This is a genomic window from Nocardioides perillae, assembly GCF_013409425.1.
GTDB classification, from domain to species: Bacteria; Actinomycetota; Actinomycetes; order Propionibacteriales; family Nocardioidaceae; genus Nocardioides; species Nocardioides perillae.
On the sequence record NZ_JACCAC010000001.1, the window covers coordinates 3391197 to 3407826 of the forward strand.

Annotated in this window: 18 protein-coding genes; 9 read left to right on the plus strand and 9 right to left on the minus strand. The window is 73.5% G+C overall.

The features are described 5' to 3' along the window. Positions 1-124 precede the first annotated feature (124 nt). The 6 genes from BJ989_RS15965 to BJ989_RS18925 all read left to right on the plus strand — a co-directional run bounded on the left by BJ989_RS15965 (position 125) and on the right by BJ989_RS18925 (position 5236). Entirely contained in the window at positions 125-967 is an 843-nt protein-coding gene (locus BJ989_RS15965; protein WP_179519050.1) for a sulfotransferase, read from the plus strand. A 112-nt stretch (positions 968-1079) separates the two neighbouring features. Next, positions 1080-1853, plus strand: coding sequence for a sulfotransferase (locus BJ989_RS15970; RefSeq protein WP_179519051.1), 774 nt, complete (start codon positions 1080-1082; stop codon positions 1851-1853). Beyond that, the gene (locus BJ989_RS15975; protein ID WP_179519052.1) at positions 1853-2152 is read left to right on the plus strand and encodes a hypothetical protein; all 300 of its coding nucleotides are present in this window, start codon (positions 1853-1855) and stop codon (positions 2150-2152) included. The genes BJ989_RS15970 and BJ989_RS15975 overlap by 1 nt, the downstream gene beginning before the upstream one ends. Then, positions 2149-3063 (plus strand): MDR/zinc-dependent alcohol dehydrogenase-like family protein, encoded by a 915-nt coding sequence (locus BJ989_RS15980; protein WP_179519053.1) that lies wholly within the window; start codon positions 2149-2151, stop codon positions 3061-3063. Before BJ989_RS15975 ends, BJ989_RS15980 begins: the two co-directional genes overlap by 4 nt. Before the next feature lie 47 nt (positions 3064-3110). Further along, complete coding sequence (locus BJ989_RS15985; protein ID WP_179519054.1) at positions 3111-4205, plus strand: glycosyltransferase; 1095 nt, start codon at positions 3111-3113, stop codon at positions 4203-4205. Continuing rightward, a complete protein-coding gene (locus tag BJ989_RS18925) occupies positions 4202-5236 on the plus strand; it encodes a glycosyltransferase (RefSeq protein ID WP_179519055.1) in 1035 nt (344 codons plus the stop codon). The genes BJ989_RS15985 and BJ989_RS18925 overlap by 4 nt, the downstream gene beginning before the upstream one ends. Positions 5237-5242: 6 nt before the next feature. Here BJ989_RS18925 and BJ989_RS15995 read toward each other — a convergent pair whose 3' ends face one another. After that, positions 5243-6337, minus strand: coding sequence for a DNA polymerase domain-containing protein (locus BJ989_RS15995; RefSeq protein ID WP_179519056.1), 1095 nt, complete (start codon positions 6335-6337; stop codon positions 5243-5245). Between the two features lie 78 nt (positions 6338-6415). On the opposite strand from BJ989_RS15995, the gene BJ989_RS16000 reads away from it, so the two are divergent. Beyond that, positions 6416-6934 (plus strand): hypothetical protein, encoded by a 519-nt coding sequence (locus BJ989_RS16000; RefSeq protein ID WP_179519057.1) that lies wholly within the window; start codon positions 6416-6418, stop codon positions 6932-6934. Here the strand turns inward: BJ989_RS16000 and BJ989_RS16005 are convergent. Further along, positions 6924-7676 carry a class I SAM-dependent methyltransferase gene (locus BJ989_RS16005; RefSeq protein WP_179519058.1) on the minus strand — a complete coding sequence of 251 codons (753 nt, stop codon included), beginning with the start codon at positions 7674-7676 and terminating at the stop codon, positions 6924-6926. The two genes, BJ989_RS16000 and BJ989_RS16005, sit on opposite strands and share 11 nt — an antisense overlap. A 107-nt stretch (positions 7677-7783) precedes the next feature. On the opposite strand from BJ989_RS16005, the gene BJ989_RS16010 reads away from it, so the two are divergent. Continuing rightward, on the plus strand, positions 7784-9103 hold the full coding sequence (locus tag BJ989_RS16010) for a GNAT family N-acetyltransferase (protein WP_179519059.1): 1320 nt from the start codon (positions 7784-7786) through the stop codon (positions 9101-9103). Between the two features lie 18 nt (positions 9104-9121). Here BJ989_RS16010 and BJ989_RS16015 read toward each other — a convergent pair whose 3' ends face one another. The 3 genes from BJ989_RS16015 to BJ989_RS16025 are packed head-to-tail and all read right to left on the minus strand — an operon-like array spanning position 9122 to position 11878. Then, positions 9122-9502 carry a hypothetical protein gene (locus tag BJ989_RS16015; protein ID WP_179519060.1) on the minus strand — a complete coding sequence of 127 codons (381 nt, stop codon included), beginning with the start codon at positions 9500-9502 and terminating at the stop codon, positions 9122-9124. Further along, positions 9499-10752, minus strand: coding sequence for a fatty acid desaturase family protein (locus BJ989_RS16020; protein ID WP_179519061.1), 1254 nt, complete (start codon positions 10750-10752; stop codon positions 9499-9501). The genes BJ989_RS16015 and BJ989_RS16020 overlap by 4 nt, the downstream gene beginning before the upstream one ends. A 22-nt stretch (positions 10753-10774) precedes the next feature. Then, positions 10775-11878 (minus strand): ferredoxin reductase, encoded by a 1104-nt coding sequence (locus tag BJ989_RS16025; protein WP_179519062.1) that lies wholly within the window; start codon positions 11876-11878, stop codon positions 10775-10777. 82 nt (positions 11879-11960) lie between these two features. Between BJ989_RS16025 and msrB the strand changes: the two genes are divergently transcribed. Then, on the plus strand, positions 11961-12374 hold the full coding sequence (gene msrB, locus BJ989_RS16030; protein WP_179519063.1) for a peptide-methionine (R)-S-oxide reductase MsrB: 414 nt from the start codon (positions 11961-11963) through the stop codon (positions 12372-12374). Positions 12375-12376: 2 nt separating this feature from the next. On the opposite strand, the gene BJ989_RS16035 is transcribed toward msrB, so the two are convergent. From BJ989_RS16035 to BJ989_RS16050, 4 genes are all read right to left on the minus strand, one after another. Next, positions 12377-12931 carry an AAA family ATPase gene (locus BJ989_RS16035; RefSeq protein ID WP_218848850.1) on the minus strand — a complete coding sequence of 185 codons (555 nt, stop codon included), beginning with the start codon at positions 12929-12931 and terminating at the stop codon, positions 12377-12379. Then, positions 12924-13361 (minus strand): VOC family protein, encoded by a 438-nt coding sequence (locus BJ989_RS16040; RefSeq protein WP_179519064.1) that lies wholly within the window; start codon positions 13359-13361, stop codon positions 12924-12926. The genes BJ989_RS16035 and BJ989_RS16040 overlap by 8 nt, the downstream gene beginning before the upstream one ends. A 357-nt stretch (positions 13362-13718) precedes the next feature. Then, complete coding sequence (locus BJ989_RS16045) at positions 13719-15380, minus strand: hypothetical protein (protein WP_179519065.1); 1662 nt, start codon at positions 15378-15380, stop codon at positions 13719-13721. Between the two features lie 564 nt (positions 15381-15944). After that, entirely contained in the window at positions 15945-16622 is a 678-nt protein-coding gene (locus BJ989_RS16050; protein WP_179519066.1) for a hypothetical protein, read from the minus strand. Between the last annotated feature and the right edge of the window lie 8 nt (positions 16623-16630).

A 16630-nucleotide genomic window follows, 5' to 3' on the forward strand; every position in this document is an offset into this window, starting at 1 on the left:
CGTAGCCACGGCCGGTCTGCTCGAACCTCACGGGCGGGCTGCGGGGGAGGCGGGACGCCTCCACTAGGGTGTTCCGGTGCTGGGACGACGCCGCAGACCCGAGTCGAGGACGTTGGGGACCTTCTTGCTGGGGATCGGCGCCCAGAAGGCCGGCACGACCTGGTTGTACGACTACGTGAAGGACGCGCCGGGCTTCGCCGCCGGCTACCGCAAGGAGTACCACGTGTTCGACGCGCGTGACCTGGCGGAGGAGCAGTGGCTGCTGGAGAACCACGTGCGCGATGCCGAGCGCTCGCTGCAGGACCTCCGACAGCGAGGAAAGGCCCGCGCCGGGGTAGTGCACCGCGCCGCGATGGTGGCGGAGCCGCGCTTCTACTTCGACTACTTCACCGGCCTCCTGGCCTCGCGTGAGGGGGCGCAGCTCGCCGCCGACGTCACCCCCGACTACTGCCTGCTGTCAGGTGAGCGGTTCGCGTCGATCCGGACGCAGTTCGAGCGCCGCCGCGTGCGGGTCGCCCCGGTCTTCTTGATGCGGGACCCCGTCGAGCGCATCCACAGCACGCTGCGGATGATGGAGCGTGTCGGCACCGACTTCTTCACGGGGAGCCCGGAGCAGGCACTGCTCGAGCACCACCGACGCGCCAATCTCGAGAAGCGCACCCGCTACGACCGTACGATCGCTTCCCTCGAGCACGCCTTCCGGCCCGACGAGGTCTTCTACGGCTTTTACGAGGAGCTCTTCAGCACCTCCGAGGTGCGGCGCCTGTGCGATTTCCTCGCAGTCCCGTTCCACGAGCCGGCCCTCGACAAGCGCAGCAACGCCGCTCCGCAGCCGGCCGAGGACCTGCCGGAGCAGACGGTCCAGGCGGTCGCGACCCACTACCGCCCGGTCTACGAGTTCATGGCCGACCGCTTCGGCCGCGACAAGGTTCTGCGTCTGTGGCCCAGCGCGCGGTTCGTCCTCTGAGCAGACCTGTCGGGGTGCACTCAGCCGGCCCATGGCGAGCGCCGGGACCACCGCGACGCCTTGTTAGGGTGCGCCTGCCCACGGTTCGACGACGCCCGGGAGGTGAGGATTCGTGCAATTGATCATCGCGGGGTTCCACCGCAGCGGCACCTCCCTGCTCACCCAGCTGCTCCACGCCGGCGGTCTCTTCGTCGGCGACGACCTGCTCGGCGCCGGGCCGACCAATCCTTACGGGCACTTCGAGGACCGGGAAGTGCTCTCCCTGCACCGGGCCGTGCTCGAGCGCCACGGTGACGACTGGCAGTGGGACGCGCCTTTCCCGTTCCGCATCGGCCGCGACCACTGGAGGCGGATGCGCTCGTTCGTGCTCAAGCGCGAGCTGCGTCATCCCGTCTGGGGGTTCAAGGATCCCCGCGTGTGCCTCTTCATCGGTGCGTGGAAGCACGTGAACCCGGACGTCAAGGTGGTCGTGGTGTTCCGCGACCCGGGTGAGTGCGTGCGGTCGATGGAATCACGGTCGGCGCGTGCGCTGCTGCAGCAAGAGGGCAACCCGCAGCGGCACGGCCGCTTCTTCTCCGAGCCCGATCACGGACTCAAGCTGTGGGACACGTACAACAGGGCGTTGGTCGCGTTCGTGCGAAGCTTCCCGGAGGACTGCCTGGTCCTTCCCTTCGAGGCAGTGGCGGGCAGCGGCGACGTCGTGGAGCGCGTCAACGACCGATTCGGCTTGTCGCTCGACCAGGCGCGCACCGCGGGTGTGTTCGACCCCGAGGTGACCTCGCAGCGCGAGGCACCGCAGCCGGTGTTCGCCCCTCGCACCGAGGAGCGGGTGCTGCAGACGTGGCGGGAGCTCCAGGAACTGTCCGAGACCACAGGAGCACGTTGATGCAACCGATGCACCGGGTGACCCCCGACGAGCTCGCGACGCTGCGGATGGAGAACGAGCTGCTGCGCTACGAGGTCCGGCACCTGTCGGCGCGCCTGCGGGAGGCCGAGGCAGCCGGCGGCGAGCCCGCGTCCGCCCACCGGGGCGTCGAGGTCGCCAACGTCGCGCCCCAGACCCGCGACGACCTGGTCTGGTTGCTGCGGCGCATCGACGACGTGCCGCTCGTAGGCCGTCTCCTCCGCCGCAGACCAGGCGTGCAGACGCTGCGGGAGCGCTACCTCGAGGGGCCGGCTGCGTGAGTGCCGCGCCGGTGGGTCGCAGCCCACTCGCGACCCAGGGCCCCGTCGTCTGGGGCGGTCGCACCTCCGCCGACGTCCCGGACAGCCTCGACGACTGGTCCACGTCCCGATCGGGCCTGCACCGCCGTCTCCGCGAGGCCGGCTCCCTGGTGGTGCTCGACGCCCTCAGCTTTCCTTGGCAGGTCCTCGACGCCGACGAGCGCGCACTGCCGACATGCGTCGCCCTGCCCGACGACCTGGACGCGACGAGCCTCGGACAGCTGCTCGGCGTCCCACTGCTGACCCACCTGACGCCGTACGACCGTCTGGTCGGCCCGCGCAGGGAGGTCCGGGCCGCGTTGCAGGAGGAGTGGCACCTCCCCCCCACCGTCTGGGCGGAGGCACCGCCCTCTCCGGCCGACGCGCTCCCGCCCGGCGCTCGCGGCGCCAAGCTGCGGCACCTGCAGCTGTCCAGTGCACTCGTCGAAGAGGCACGCGCCGCCACCGCCGACGTGTCCGAGGCAGGAGCCCGCATCCACGTGCGGGGGGACGCGAGCGCACACCGATCCGCACTGGTCAGGGCCTTCGGGGCCACCGCGGCCGTGACCGGGCCCGAGCTCGACGACCCGCCCAGCCCGCACGTCGTCGCAGTCGTGCTGCCCGACGGCGCCGACGCCGACGAGGTGGCGGCGCAAGCCCTGAGCGCGCGTGAGGTGCTGCACCCGGGCGGGCGCGTCGTCCTGGCTGCCCACGTGGTCACGGCGCCCGGGGGGCCGGCGAACATCTCGACGTCCGCGTGCGTCGAGGCCCTCTCCCGCGGCTTCGGCACGATGGTCCACGTCGACCGGTTGCGGTCGCTCCGCCTCGTCGGCGAACCGTGGAGCAGGGTGGTGGTCATGACCCTCACGTCGCTGTGGCCGAGGCCCGAGTGAGAGGGCCGCGCAAGGTCGTCGTCCTGTCGAACGACGTCATCCCCGGGATGGGCCTGCCTGTCGCGGCTCCGGGCCTGCGGGCGTGGGGGCTCGCTCTAGGACTGCGCGCGCTCGGGCACGACGTGACCGTGGTCGTCGACCGGCGGGTCATCGCGCGCGTGTGGACCAGGCCGACACCCCCCGCCCTGCCCCGAGGATCCATCATCTTGTGGCCCGGACACCTCGACCGTTACGTGCGGACCCACGACGTCGACGCGCTCGTCGTGACCAACTCCAACAACGTGCGGCGCCTCGGTGACCTCGGGCGGTGCCGGCTCGTGTACGACTTCTTCGCGCCGAAGATGCTCGAGCTCGCCCAGGAGGACCACCCCGACGAGGAGACGGCTGCTGCGGCCCTCGCCCTGCTCGAGTCGCGCAAGCTGGCCGCGCTCGCGCGGAGCGACGCCGTCATCGTCAACGGGGCGAAGAAGGTGCCCTACGTGCGTGGGTGGTTGGAACGCGCCGGTGTGCCCGAACTGCCCCTCGGCGTGGTCGTCATGGCAATGCCGACCGAGGCCCCGAGGTCGGCCGACGACGGCACCCTGCGGGCCGCGATCAGCGGCTACCTCCAGCCGTGGTCCCGCCCCGGCCCTGTGCTGTCCACCCTGGCCGGGCTGCTCGACCGTGGCGACCTCACCCTTGACCTGATGGTCAGCGGCCACTGGGGCTACACACGCACCGTCTCCCTCCATCCCGAGCTGCAGGCCCTCACGAGCCACCCGCGGGTCGTGCGCCACGCTCCGCTGCCCTTCGGCGACTTCCGCCGACACCTCGCGTCCTGCCACGTCAGCGTCGACGTCTTCGCCCGCAACCCGGAGCGCGAGCTGGCCATGGTCACCCGGTCGGTGGTGGCGTTGTCGTGCGGGCTGCCTGTGCTCCACGTCCCCTTCACCGAGGTGAGCGACCTCATCACGGCCTACGACGCCGGCTGGACCGTCGACCCGGACGACACGGCCGAGCTGCGCGCCGCCTTGGTGGGGGCGATCGAGGACCCCGAGGTCCTGCGGAGCAAGCGCGAGGGCGCGCTCCACCTGGCCCGTGAGCTGCTGGAGCCCTCACGAGCCGTCGTACCTCTCCACGAGATCCTGCAGGGCTTCGCGTGAGCGGCTCCCGCACTCTTCACGTGCTGACGCCGACCTGGAAACCGGTCGGCGGGGTGGTCAAGCTCATGGACTACGTGCAGCATGCCCGCACCTTGGGCTTCCGCGTCAGTGTGTGGTGCCCCCGGCCACCGTCAGTCGACGAGGAGCTCTTCCGCAACGACCGGTTCCGCGACTTGCCCACTGCCGACGACGTGAGCGTGGTGAGCGGGCGGAGCCTAGCGTTCGCCGATGACGACCTGGCGCTGATCTCGTTGCCGCGCAACGCCGAAGTCGTCCACCGCTCGCTCCCCGCCGGAGCCTCGCCCGAGCGGGTCGTCCACCTGGTCCAGAACGTCCGTCACGTGAATCCCGCCTGGGGCGACGGCTACCCCACCCGGTTGTTGACCCGCCCCATGGCGCGCATCTCGATCAACGAGATCGTCGCCGAGACCATCCGGCCGTGGCTCGACCAGCGGGCGCTGCACCGCACCGTCGACCTCGGCCACGACACCCCGTTCTTCCGGACGCACCGCCGCGACGAGGGGCCCCGCACACCGCTGCGGGTGGCGTACACCACGTGGAAGTCCGACGTGGGCGACCGGGTGGCAGCCGCACTGGTGGACGACCCGGGTTTCGCCTTCCGCGCCATCACGACGACGGCCACGTGGGCCGAGCTGCGCGAGCTCTACCAGTGGAGCGACGTGTTCCTCGCGACACCCGGACCTGAGGAGGGCCTCTACCTCCCCGGTCTGGAGGCGATGGCCGCCGAGAGCGTGGTCGTCACGCCCGACGTGGGGGGCAACATGGCCTACTGCCGACCCGGGCTGAACTGCGTGCTCGTCGACTACGACGACGCCGGGTCCTACGTCGCCGCGCTGCGCGGGCTCGCATCCTCCGCACCCAGAGAGGTGCTGCGCCTGCGGCGAGCGGGTGCGCAGATCGTCGACCGCTTCGACCTGTCGGCCGAGCGCGCGGGGTTCGCCGCGTTCCTCGCGGAGCTCGAGCCCCGGATCGTCGACTTCGAGCGCAGCGGACGACGCCGCTGGACCTGAGGCGGGTCAGGTCTCGACGCGGTTGCCGTCGGCGTCCCAGTGGCTGGCGACCTTCTTGCTCGGCTGCACCCGCGGCGGCTCGCCGGGCATCTTGGGGTAGTCGGGCGGGAAGTTCAGCTCGCCGCCCGGCAGGGTCTCCCACAGCGCGAGCAGCGGCTCGAGGGAGTGCGCGACGTCGTCGACCTCGGCCCAGGGGTCGCCGTCGGCGAGGCGCTCGGGGGCGGTGAAGAGGTTGAGCTCGCGCGGGTCGGCGAGCCCGGCCAGCTCCTCCCACGTGACGGGCGTCGACACCGGCGCACCGGGCAGGGGGCGCAGCGACCAGGCCGAGGCGATGGTGCGGTCGCGGTTGTTCTGGTTGTAGTCGACGAAGATCCGCTCGCCGCGCTCCTCCTTCCACCAGTCGACGGTGACCTGGTCGTCGCGGCGCGCGAGCTCGCGGCCGAAGCCGATCGCGGCGTGGCGCACGTCGGTGAACTCCCAGCGGGGCTCGATCCGCACGAAGACGTGCACCCCGCGGTTGCCCGACGTCTTGGCGAAGCCGCGGATCCCGAGCTCCTCGAGCAGCTCGCGCGCGACCCCCGCGACGCGCGCGGCGTCGCCGAAGGTCGTGCCCGGCTGCGGGTCGAGGTCGAGGCGGAGCTCATCGGGGTGGTCCAGGCTCGCCGGGTCGTCGGTGCGGCGCACCGGCCACGGGTGGAAGGTCAGCGTGCCCATCTGGGCGCACCACACCGGCACCGCGACCTCGCTCGGGCAGACCTCGTCGGCGGTGCGCCCCGAGGGAAAGGTGATGCGCACCGTCTCGAGGTAGTCCGGCGCCCCCTTCGGCACCCGCTTCTGGTAGAACGCGTCGGCGTCGCGGTCCTGCGGACCGGTCGCGAGCCGCATCCCCTCGCGGACCCCCGAGGGCCAGCGCTCCAGCGCGGTCGGCCGGTCCCGCAGCACGCGCATCAGCCCCTCGCCGACCGACGCGACGTACTCCGCCACCATCAGCTTGGTGACCTCGGGGGTGCGGTCGGTGGCCTCGTAGACCACGCGGTCGGGGCTGGAGACGCGGACGACGCGGCCGCCGGCCTCGACCTCCGCTGCGGGTGTCCTCGCCATGCGCTCGACCCTAGCGGTGCGGCTAGGGTGCTGCCGGGCTGCTGGACGCAGGCCGCGGACCAGCGAGCGGAGGACGGCGTGGGCGACTCGAGGCCACCGCAGGCGGCGATCGACCTGGTCGACAGCTACGCCCGGCGCGTCGGCGACGACGTCGAGGTCGTGCTCAGCGACCCCGACCACGTCGTGTCGTCGGGCGACGTCGTCGAGCTGCGTCGCGGCGAGCAGCGCCACCGCGCGCGTGCCGAGGTCGTCGACGACGACCGTGGACGCCGCGCCCTCGTGCGGGTGGCGCGCGGCGAGCTGCGCAACGGCACCTACGCGCTGCGGCGGGTGGGCGGGTCACGGGGCGCCGGGGACGTCGGCGACGGGCCTGCCGAGGACGTGCCGGAGGTGCTGCCGCTCGGCTGCCGGCTGCTGGTGCAGGGCGAGCGGCCGCTCGTGCTGCTGTGGGGCCAGCGCGCCACGCCGTCGATGACGCCCGTGCCGCACCCGCGTGGTCGCGACGGGGACGCCGCGAGCACCGCAGGCGGTGGGACCCGCGCACGCCGCCGCGCCGTCGCCGTCGCGCGACGGGTCCGCGCGCGGCTCAGCCGCTGAGCGCCGCGGCCTCCTGCACCAGGTCGGCGAAGGCCTCGCGCACCGGCCCGCTGTCGCCGGGGCGCACCTCGCCGCGCAGCTCGGGCAGCCGCGCCCAACCGGGGCTGGCCAGCAGCCGCTCGGGGTCGACCGCCCGGGTGCGGCGCAGCACGTGGTCGGGCACGTCCTGGGGGTCGGGGACCACCGCGTCGGCCAGCCACTCGTCGTAGCCCTCGAGGACGCCGCCGCGCGTGGCGTCGGGGAAGAGCACGACGCAGGTGCCGGTGGGCTGGGTGTCGACGTCGAGCACGAGCAGGTCGGGTCGCAGCCGGCGCAGCGCCTCGGCCGCCTTGTAGACGTCGCCGGTCCACATGTGGGTGCGGCGCTTGCGGTCGGCCTCCTCGACGGTGCGCGGCAGCATGTCGTCGAGCACGACCACGCTGGTGGGGAGCGTGAACCGCTCGACGGCCACGACGTCGCGCAGGGCGTACTCGGCGAGGTGCATGCCGTCGACGAAGGCGAGGTCGAGCACGCCCACCGGCAGGTGCGCGAGCGGACGCCGCCGGGCGAAGAACTCGTCGCTCGTGGTGCGCGCGAGGTGGACGTCGGCCTGCAGCTCGGCCCGCACGGTGAAGGCCGGGTCGACGCCGATGCTCGGCACGCGCGAGAGCGCGAGGCTGTGACCGAGGTTGACGCCGGTCTCGAGGTAGGTGCGCGGGCGGGTCAGCCGGTGCAGAGACCGGAGGAGCTGGTGGCGGTTCACGGGGCCTCCGCGGTCGGCCCGGGCCGGCGCCCGGGTCACGCGCACCCTATCCGTGCGGGTCCGGAAGTCGGTGGTGGTCCGGGTCGCGCATCCCTACGGTGGCGGACATGGCCTCCCCCGCGCAGCCCGACGCGCCGCCCGCCGCGACCGCCGACCTCGTCGACCGCACGCTCGACCCGCAGGTCGACGACGAGGCGTCGCTCGCGCTCGTGGACGGCTGGCTGCACGGCACCTCCCGCGGTTTCCACGACGGCCGGCCCGGCGACGAGGAGCACGCGCTGTGGTTGCGCTGCGCCCGGGCCGACGCCGCCGAGCTCCGGGGGCTGTGGGAGCCGTCCCCGCCGGTCGGCAGCGGGAACCTCCCGGTCGCGACGATCTCCTCATGGGACGGCACGCTGCACGCCGGCGCGGGGCTGCTGCCGCTGCGGCTCATCACGGACGTGACGGTGGCCCCGACCCACCGGCGGCGCGGCCTGCTGCGCCGGCTGCTCGGCGAGGAGCTCGCCGCGACCGCGCGCCGCGGCGTGCCGGTGGCGGCGCTGACGGTCTCGGAGGGCACGATCTACGGCCGCTTCGGCTTCGGGCCCGCCACCCGCAAGCGGTCGGTCGAGGTCGACGTCGGCGACCGCTTCGCGCTGCACGGCCCCGCGGCCGCCGGACGGGTCGTCCTGGTCGAGCCCGCGGAGGCCGAGGAGGTGGTGGCGGCCGTGGCGCAGCGCCACCACGAGACCACCCGTGCGACCGTCAGCCGCCCCGCCTTCTACCGCGAGGTCCTGGCCGGGCGCCTCGACCCCGAGACGCGCGGCGAGGACCGCAAGCTGCGCGTGGCGGTCCACCTCGACGAGGCGGGCACCCCTGACGGGTACGTCGCGTGGCGCCACCGCGGGGAGGTCGAGGGTCGCGGCACCCTCGACGTCGCCGACCTGCTGGCGCTCTCCCCTGCCACCCACCTCGCGCTGTGGCGCTTCCTCGCCTCGCTCGACCTGACCGAGCGGGTGCGGTGGCGCGGCGCGCCGGTCGTCGACCCGCTGGACCACGCCGTGGTCGACCCGCGCGCCGTGCGCACGGTGGGCACGACCGACGTGCTGTGGCTGCGGGTGCTGGATCCGGTGGCCGTTCTGGCGGCGCGACCGTGGCGCGGCGACGGCCGGGTGGTGCTCGAGGTCGACGACGCCCTGGGGCACGCCACAGGACGGTTCGCGGTCACGGTGCGCGACGGCCGCGCCGAGGTGGAGCGCCTCGACGACGCCCGCGACGCCGGGGACCTGCGCCTCGACGTCGCCGTGCTCGGCACGCTGCTGCTCGGCGACGTCGACGTCGCGACCCTGGCCGACGCCGGCCGGGTCGCGGGCAGCGACGCGGCCGTGTCGGCGTACGCCGCGGTGGGCGACCTCGCCGCGCCGCCGTGGTGCCCGACCGGCTTCTAGGGGCTGGTGCCCCGGCGCTCAGAGCAGGGCGTGCAGGGAGAAGACCGGCTCGGTCTCGACCTCGTCGCGCCCCGGCCGCACGAACTCGAACGCGGCGGTGCGGAGCAGCACCCACGACGGGTCGGCGCCCGGCGCGGCGAGCAGGCCCTCGGCGCACGCGAGGTGCATCGGTGGCGCGTGCACGGCGTTGCGGTCGCGCTCACCAGGGGTCGCCAGGAACGCGATGGGGCGGCCCAGCGGCTCCGCGCACACCCCGCACACCCGGCTGAGCGCGCACTGCGTCACCCGGGCCCGCGCCGGCGCGCCCAGGCGCCCCTCCGCCGTCGCCGGCAGCGGCTCGCCGCCGCGGTCGGTCCAGGCGAAGGGCGTGCCGGTGGGGGTGAGCACGGCCGCCCTCACGCGCGCTCCTTCGCCGACCCCCGCGACCAGGCGCCGAGCTCGAGGCGGCGGGTGGGCCGCTCGGCGTCGCTCTTGCGGCGCCGCTCGCGCACCGGGCCCTCCGGCACCGGGGGCGTGTCGCCGCGGGTGCTGGCGTCGTCGTAGACGCGGTTGTCCTTGGTCCACGAGTTCGGCAGCGAGAGCTTCAGGATCGTGCGCAGCGCCTGGCCGTACTGCCGGTGCAGCGGACCGACCGTGTAGGGCAGGTCGTACTTGTCGCACAGCGCCTTCACCCGCTCGGCGATCTCCGGGTAGCGGTTGCTCGGCAGGTCGGGGAAGAGGTGGTGCTCGATCTGGAAGCCGAGGCTGCCGCTCATGATGTGCAGGAAGCGGCCGCCCTCGAAGTTCGCGGCGCCCAGGATCTGGCGGAGGTACCACTCCGAGCGGGTCTCGTCCTCGATCTCCTCCTCGGTGAAGTGCACCGCGCCGTCGGGGAAGTGGCCGCAGAAGATGATGACGTAGGACCACACGTTGCGCGTCACGTTGGCGGCGGCGTTGGCCACGATCGTGGTGCGCCAGTGCGGTCCGCTGAGCGCCGGGTAGACGACGTAGTCCTTGAGCACCTGGTTGCGGCCCTTGCGCCAGATCTGGCCGAGCTGGCGCTTCATCTCCTGCGGGTCCTTCTGACCCTTGCGGATGCGCTCGAGGTCGAGGTCGTGCAGCGCCACGCCCCACTCGAAGAGGAAGGCGAGCAGCGAGTTGTAGACCGGCTGGCCGACGTTGACCGGGTGCCACTTCTGCTCGCGCGCCATCCGCAGGATGCCGTAGCCGATGTCGTTGTCGTAGCCGAGCACGTTGGTGAACTGGTGGTGCACGTAGTTGTGGCTGTGCTTCCACTGCTCGGCCGGCTGGGCGGTGTCCCACTCCCAGTTGGAGGAGTGGATCTCGGGGTCGTTCATCCAGTCCCACTGGCCGTGCATGACGTTGTGGCCGATCTCCATGTTCTCGAGGATCTTGGCCGTCCCGAGCATCGCGGAGCCGAGCACCGCGCCCGGGATCCGCGCCCGCTTCGAGTACGCCGAGGCGCCGAGCACCACGCGTGCCCCGAAGGCCAGCCCGCGCTGCACCTTGATGAGCCGGTTGATGTACGCCGCGTCCGCGGCGCAGCGCGACTCCTCCACCTCCGTGCGGATCGCGTCGAGCTCGCGCCCGATCTGCTCGACCTCCTCGTCGGTGAGGTGGCAGTACTCCTGGACGTCGCTGATGGCCATGCTTCTCCCTGGGTCGATCGGGTCAGATGTCGAGGACGCAGTCGCCGACCGCGGCGGTGACGCAGGTCTGCACCTGCTCGTTGGGCTGGTCGTACTCCTCGCCGTTGCGCAGGTCGCGGACCTTGCCGGAGACGAGGGTGAGGGTGCAGGTGTGGCAGATGCCCATGCGGCACCCGTAGGGCATGCCGACGCCGGCCTGCTCGCCGGCCTCCAGCACCGTGGTGGCGCCGTCGGCCTCCACCTCCTTGCCGGAGTTGCGGAACGAGATGGTCCCGCCCTCGCCGCCGTCGGCGCCGAGCTGCAGGTTGAACCGCTCGACGTGGAGCCGCTCCGCGACGCCCTCGGCCTCGAAGTGCTCGCTGAGCGCGTCGAGCATCGGGCCCGGCCCACAGGCCCAGGTCTCGCGCTCGCGCCAGTCGGGGCAGACCTCGTCGAGGTCGCGCGCCGGGTCGAGCATGCCGTCGGTGTCGGTGTGCAACCGGTGGACGGTGAAGGAGTCGTGGTGCTCCTCGAGCTGCGCCAGCTCGTCGCGGAAGATCATCCGCTCCGGCGTCGGCGAGGAGTAGTGCAGCACGACGTCGGGCATGGTGCCGCGCCGGTGCAGGGTGCGGACCATCGCCATCACCGGGGTGACGCCGCTGCCGGCGACCAGGAAGAGCACCTTGTCCGGCGGCGGGTCGGGCAGCACGAAGTCGCCCTCGGGCAGCGCGAGCCGCACGATGGTGCCGGGCTCCAGGCCCTTCACCAGGTGGGAGGAGAGCAGGCCCTCCGGCATCGCGCGGACGGTGATGGAGATGGTCCGCCGCGACCGCGACGGGGCCGAGGAGATGGAGTAGGAGCGCCACTGGAACTTGCCGTCGACCTGCACGCCGATCCCGACGTACTGCCCCGGGCGGTGCTGCCAGCGCCAGCCCCAGCCCGGCTTGATCACGAGCGTGGCGGCGTCCTCGGTCTCGGGGACGACCTCCTCGACGCGGCCGCGCAGCTCGCGCGCCGTCCACAGCGGGTTGACGAAGCGCAGGTAGTCGTCGGGGTGCAGCGGGGTCGTCAGCTTGGAGCCGACCGAGCGCACCCGGTGCCACCCCTGCCGCTGCCCCGCCGCCCGCGGGGTCGTGTCGGTCGCCATCGGGTCAGTGAACAGGTGTACTCAACGGTTGGTCAAGACCCCGATCGGGTGGGCACTTGCGTCTCGCACCTACCGTGGGGGCATGGCGAACCAGGGTGCCCACCGGGTCCAGAAGACCGACGCCGAGTGGCGCGAGCAGCTCACCCCGGAGGAGTACGCCGTGCTGCGCAAGGCCGGCACGGAGCGCGCCTTCACCGGGGAGTACACCGACACCGAGACCACCGGCGTCTACCGCTGCAAGGCCTGCCAGGCCGAGCTGTTCACCTCCGACACCAAGTTCCACTCCGGGTGCGGCTGGCCGAGCTTCTACCAGCCGATCTCCGACACGATCGAGTACCTCGAGGACAACACCCTCGGCATGAAGCGCGTCGAGGTCCGCTGCGCCAGCTGCGGCTCGCACCTGGGCCACGTCTTCCCCGACGGCTACGGCACGCCCACGGGCGACCGCTACTGCATCAACTCCATCGCGCTCACCCTGGAGCCGAAGCAGGCCTGACGTCAGCCGGCGCGACGGGTGCCGGCGAGGAAGTGCTCGACGTCGCGGCGCGTGCGCAGCCGGTGGAAGGTCAGGTGGGCCCACTGCGGGTCGGCCATCGCGGCGGCGTACCGCTCCTGCGTGCGGTCGTAGGTCGTCCAGGCCCACCAGAGCACCGAGTCCTCCCCGCGCCAGAAGGCGAGGCCGGACCACCGCTCGCGGTTGCCGTTCCACAGCTCCTGCCGCGTCACGACGCGTCGCAGCGTGCGGGTGACCGACTGCCAGGTCGTGCGCCACCGCGGCGGGCTCACCCACACCACCGTGTCGGCCCGCTCCCACACCTGCGGCCCGACCTTGCCCCAGTAGTTGCCGTCGACGACCCACGCCTCACCGGCGGTCGCCTCGGCGATGCGGGCGGACAGCTCGGCCGGCGAGGCCGCCGACCAGCCCGGCCCCCAGTGCAGCGCGTCGAGCTCCACGTGCGGCACGTCGAGCTCCGCGGCGAGGCGCCGGGCGACCGTGGTCTTGCCCGACCCGGAGCTGCCGACCACCGAGACGCGGCGCGGCCGCTCAGGCACCGCTGAGCTGCTGCGCGAGCATGACCAGGATGCCGCTCGGCCCTCGGAGGTAGGTCAGGCGGTAGGAGTCCTCGTAGGTCGCGACGCCGCGCAGCGGGTGGCAGCCGTGGCGGGCCGCGACCACCAAGGCCGCGTCGAGGTCGTCGACGGCGAGGGCGACACGGTGCATGCCGACCTGGTGCGGCACGACCGGCTCGGCCTCCACCGCCTCGGGGTGGACCTGCTCGAAGAGCTCGATCCGACCGTGCCCGTCCGGCGTCTCGAGCAGGGCGATGCGCGCGTGGTTGCCGTCGAGCCCGACCGCGGTGTCGGCCCACTCCCCGCTGACCTCGGCCCGCCCGAGGACGCGCAGCCCGAGGTCGGTGAAGAAGGCGGTCGCCTCGTCCAGGTCGCGGACGGCGATGCCGACGTTGTCGAGACGGGTGGGCACGGAGGCACGCTAGCGCGGTCCGGGGGACGCGGGCGTCCGGCAGGACGGGTGGGGCCGCCGTCGCCTCGGTGGTCGAGCAGGGCCGCCGCCGCCCCCGGTGGTCGAGCAGCGCCGCCGCCGCCCCGGTGGTCGAGCAGGGCCGCCGGGCCCGTGTGGAGACCCCCGCACCCGGACGCCCACGGCGGTCGGGGCAGCACGACGAGCCCGTCACCCCGGAGATGGGGTGCGGGCTGTCGTCGAGTGGAGGTGGACGGGGGCGTACGAGGCGAATGAGGGATGCCGGGAGCGCGCCTCGTCCGTTGGTCGAGCAGGGCCGCCAAGGCCCGTGTCGAGACCAGGGCGACGTGCGCGCTGTCCTCAGTCCGCGGGTGCGGGTGGACCGGTGTCGTTGTGGTGCGGCTGGTCGTCGTCGCGTGGCGGCCCGGTGTCACACTCCTGCGCCGGGCCGGAGCCGGGCGGTGAACCGGTGTCGGGTGGTCCGGTGTCGGGTGGTCCGGTGTCGTGGGCGAGGGGCCCGTCGAGTGGTCGGGTGCCGGTGCGGTCGCGCAGGTAGTGCGCCCCGTGCGGTGACCGCCAGAGCCAGGCGCCGGCGCCTGCGGGTGTGAGGGTCCACCTGGTGGCGGCGTGCCCGTGGGTCTTCAACCGGTGGTGCGGCCGGCACAGCGGCGCGATGTTGCAGCTGCAGGTCGGCCCACCCGCGGGCCCATCGCCCGCCTCACACGCCTCGCCCGCCGCGTCCGCTTCGCCAGCACGGTTGACCGGGTTGTAGGGGACGGCGTGGTCGTGGTCGCACCTGCGTGCGGCGCGTCCGCACCACGGGAACACACACGCTAGGTGCGTCAGAGCGCTGTGGTGGGCCAGGCGGCGTGGGACCTCGTAGGCCTCGGTGTGCACCGCCTCAGCCAGGTCGAGCACCGGCAGCACCGTCACGTGGGGCGCGACCCCGTCGATCCCGGCGGTGGTGAGCCAGTCGCGGATCGCGGTCGCCGACACCGGCGCTCGGGTCTCCTCCACCCGTCCCACCGCCCCGTCACCGGCAGCCAGCCGACCGGGGAACATCGAGGTGCGCAGCACCGCGTCGGACAGGTGCAGGTGCAGCAGGTACCGCCGCTGCCGGCGGCTCGGCTGCGGGCGCGGCTGTAGTGACTCGGTGCCGGTGGCCCCGACACGCTCGCCAGGGCTCGCTGCTCGACCACCAGCCGCTGCGCCATCGTCGCCGGTGAGCAGGTCGAGGGTGCCTTGCGCCGACGCGCCGTCAGAGCCACGGACCACGAGGTTCAGCAGGGCCTGCGCCGACAACGGCCCCGACTCAGCGGTGGCGCCCAGTGCACGCAGCCGCTGCTTCTCCTCCGTGACGGCGTCGTGGATGGTGATGCCGTCGGGCAGGTCGAAACACCCCGTGGCGTCCACCGTCCCGGTCAGGTCATCGCCGGGACGGCCGTCGATGTGGACATCGAACCGGCGTTGCTCGCGGGCCTCGGCCCGGGCCAGCTCCGCCTCATCGGGCATGAACCGCGCCAGTGCTTCGGCGACGAGGCGTTCGAGGGTGGTGGCGCCGATGGTCTGCGCCACCGGTGTCACGTGCCGGTCCACCCAGGCTGCGGCTTCGGGGGTGAGGTTTCTGCCGAGGACCATGCGGGCGACGAGGCGGGCACGCCACCCGTCCACCCGATGCGCCTGCACCGCATCCCACAACCGGGGCAGCAGGTGACGACACACCACGGCCTGGCCGAGGTAGGCAGCACCCGAGGCGGTGGAACGCCCCAACCGGGACGCGAACTCCGCCACCGCGAACTCCGTCACCCCCGGCCCATACGACCCAGCGACCTTCAGGGCGGTGTCGCCGTAGGTGCCGGCCACCGTCGCCACGTCCAACGCGTCGGCGGGGTGCAGATCAGCCCAGACACACGCGGCGTACATCAGCCGGGCGTCCGCGGCGCGCTGGTCCATGACCGCACCCACGGCGGCATCGAGCACCGCGACCGCGGTGTCGAGCTCGGGCGCCGGGCTGGTCGTCATGAGAGAAGTCAAACACCCACCACCGACAGTCACCGGTGGCTCGGATCCGGCTGTGGACGACGGATCCTGGCCGTCGGCCTGTGCACGAGCAGTGGCCCGCAGCCGGCCTGGACTCCGGTCTCGAGACGGCACTGCGTGCCTCCTCGACCACCCGAGTGCCCCAGCGCGCGACCCCTCGATGCGAGCGCAGCGCGTGACCCCTCGACGCGGGCGCAGCGCTCGGCGGGTGAGCAGCGCGCGACGCCTCGGCGGGAGCGCAACGCGCGACCCCTCGACGCGAGCGCAACGCGCGACCCCTCGACACGAGCGCAACGCGCGACCCCTCGACACGAGCGCAACGCGCGACCCCTCGACACGAGCGCAACGCGCGACCCCTCGACGAGAGCGCAGTGCGCGCCCCCTCGACGGATCAGCAGCGCGCGACCCCTCGGCGGGAGTGCAGCGCGCGACCCCTCGGGCTCAGGTCGGCGGGCGGGCCCGTCGCCGGGTCTCGACACGCTCGCTGACGCTCGCTGCTGGTCAGACGAGGGGCGGGGGCTCGTCGGTTGACCAGCCGGCGCGGGGTCAGGCGTCGACCGGGGCCAGGGCGCTGACGACGACGACCACGCCGGCGCCGTACTGCTCGTCGGCCCAGGCCTGCAGGGAGCCGTCGTCGAAGGTGACGTCGACGAGGACGCGACCCTCGACCGGGTAGGCGCCCTGGGCGCCGCCGAGGCCGGAGACCTCCTCCGCGATCCGGGCGAGCTCGGCCTCGGAGGGCGGCGTCGCGAGGGGCGGGACGTCGGCGAGCGGGTCGGGCAGCGGCGGCGTGGTCACCTGCATGCCAGGCAGCGCGTCGGTGACGGTGAGGGCGGTGCCGTCCCAGGTGCCGGTGACGAGGTAGGTCCCCCACCGCACGGGGCCCTGGCGCTCGGCGCCGTCGAGGCCGGCCCAGTCCCAGCCGACGAGCTGCGGGCCACCGCACTGCGGCGGCCACGACTCGGCGACGGCGCCGAGGCAGAGCTCGGGCGGGCCGTCGCCGCGATCCATCACGTAGACGGCGACGCGGGTGCTGACGACCCCCTCCGACGCCGGCGAGGCGGTCGGCACGGCCGACGGCTCCGCCGTCACGCCGGCGGGCGGGTCGCCGGCGGCGTCCCCAGCGCCGTCGCCGGCGCTGACGGCGCCGCCGCCGGAGCAGGCGGCGAGGAGGGTCAGGGCGAGGAGGAGGGCCGGGGCGGAGAGCAGCTTCGGGGGGCGCATGCCGGTGT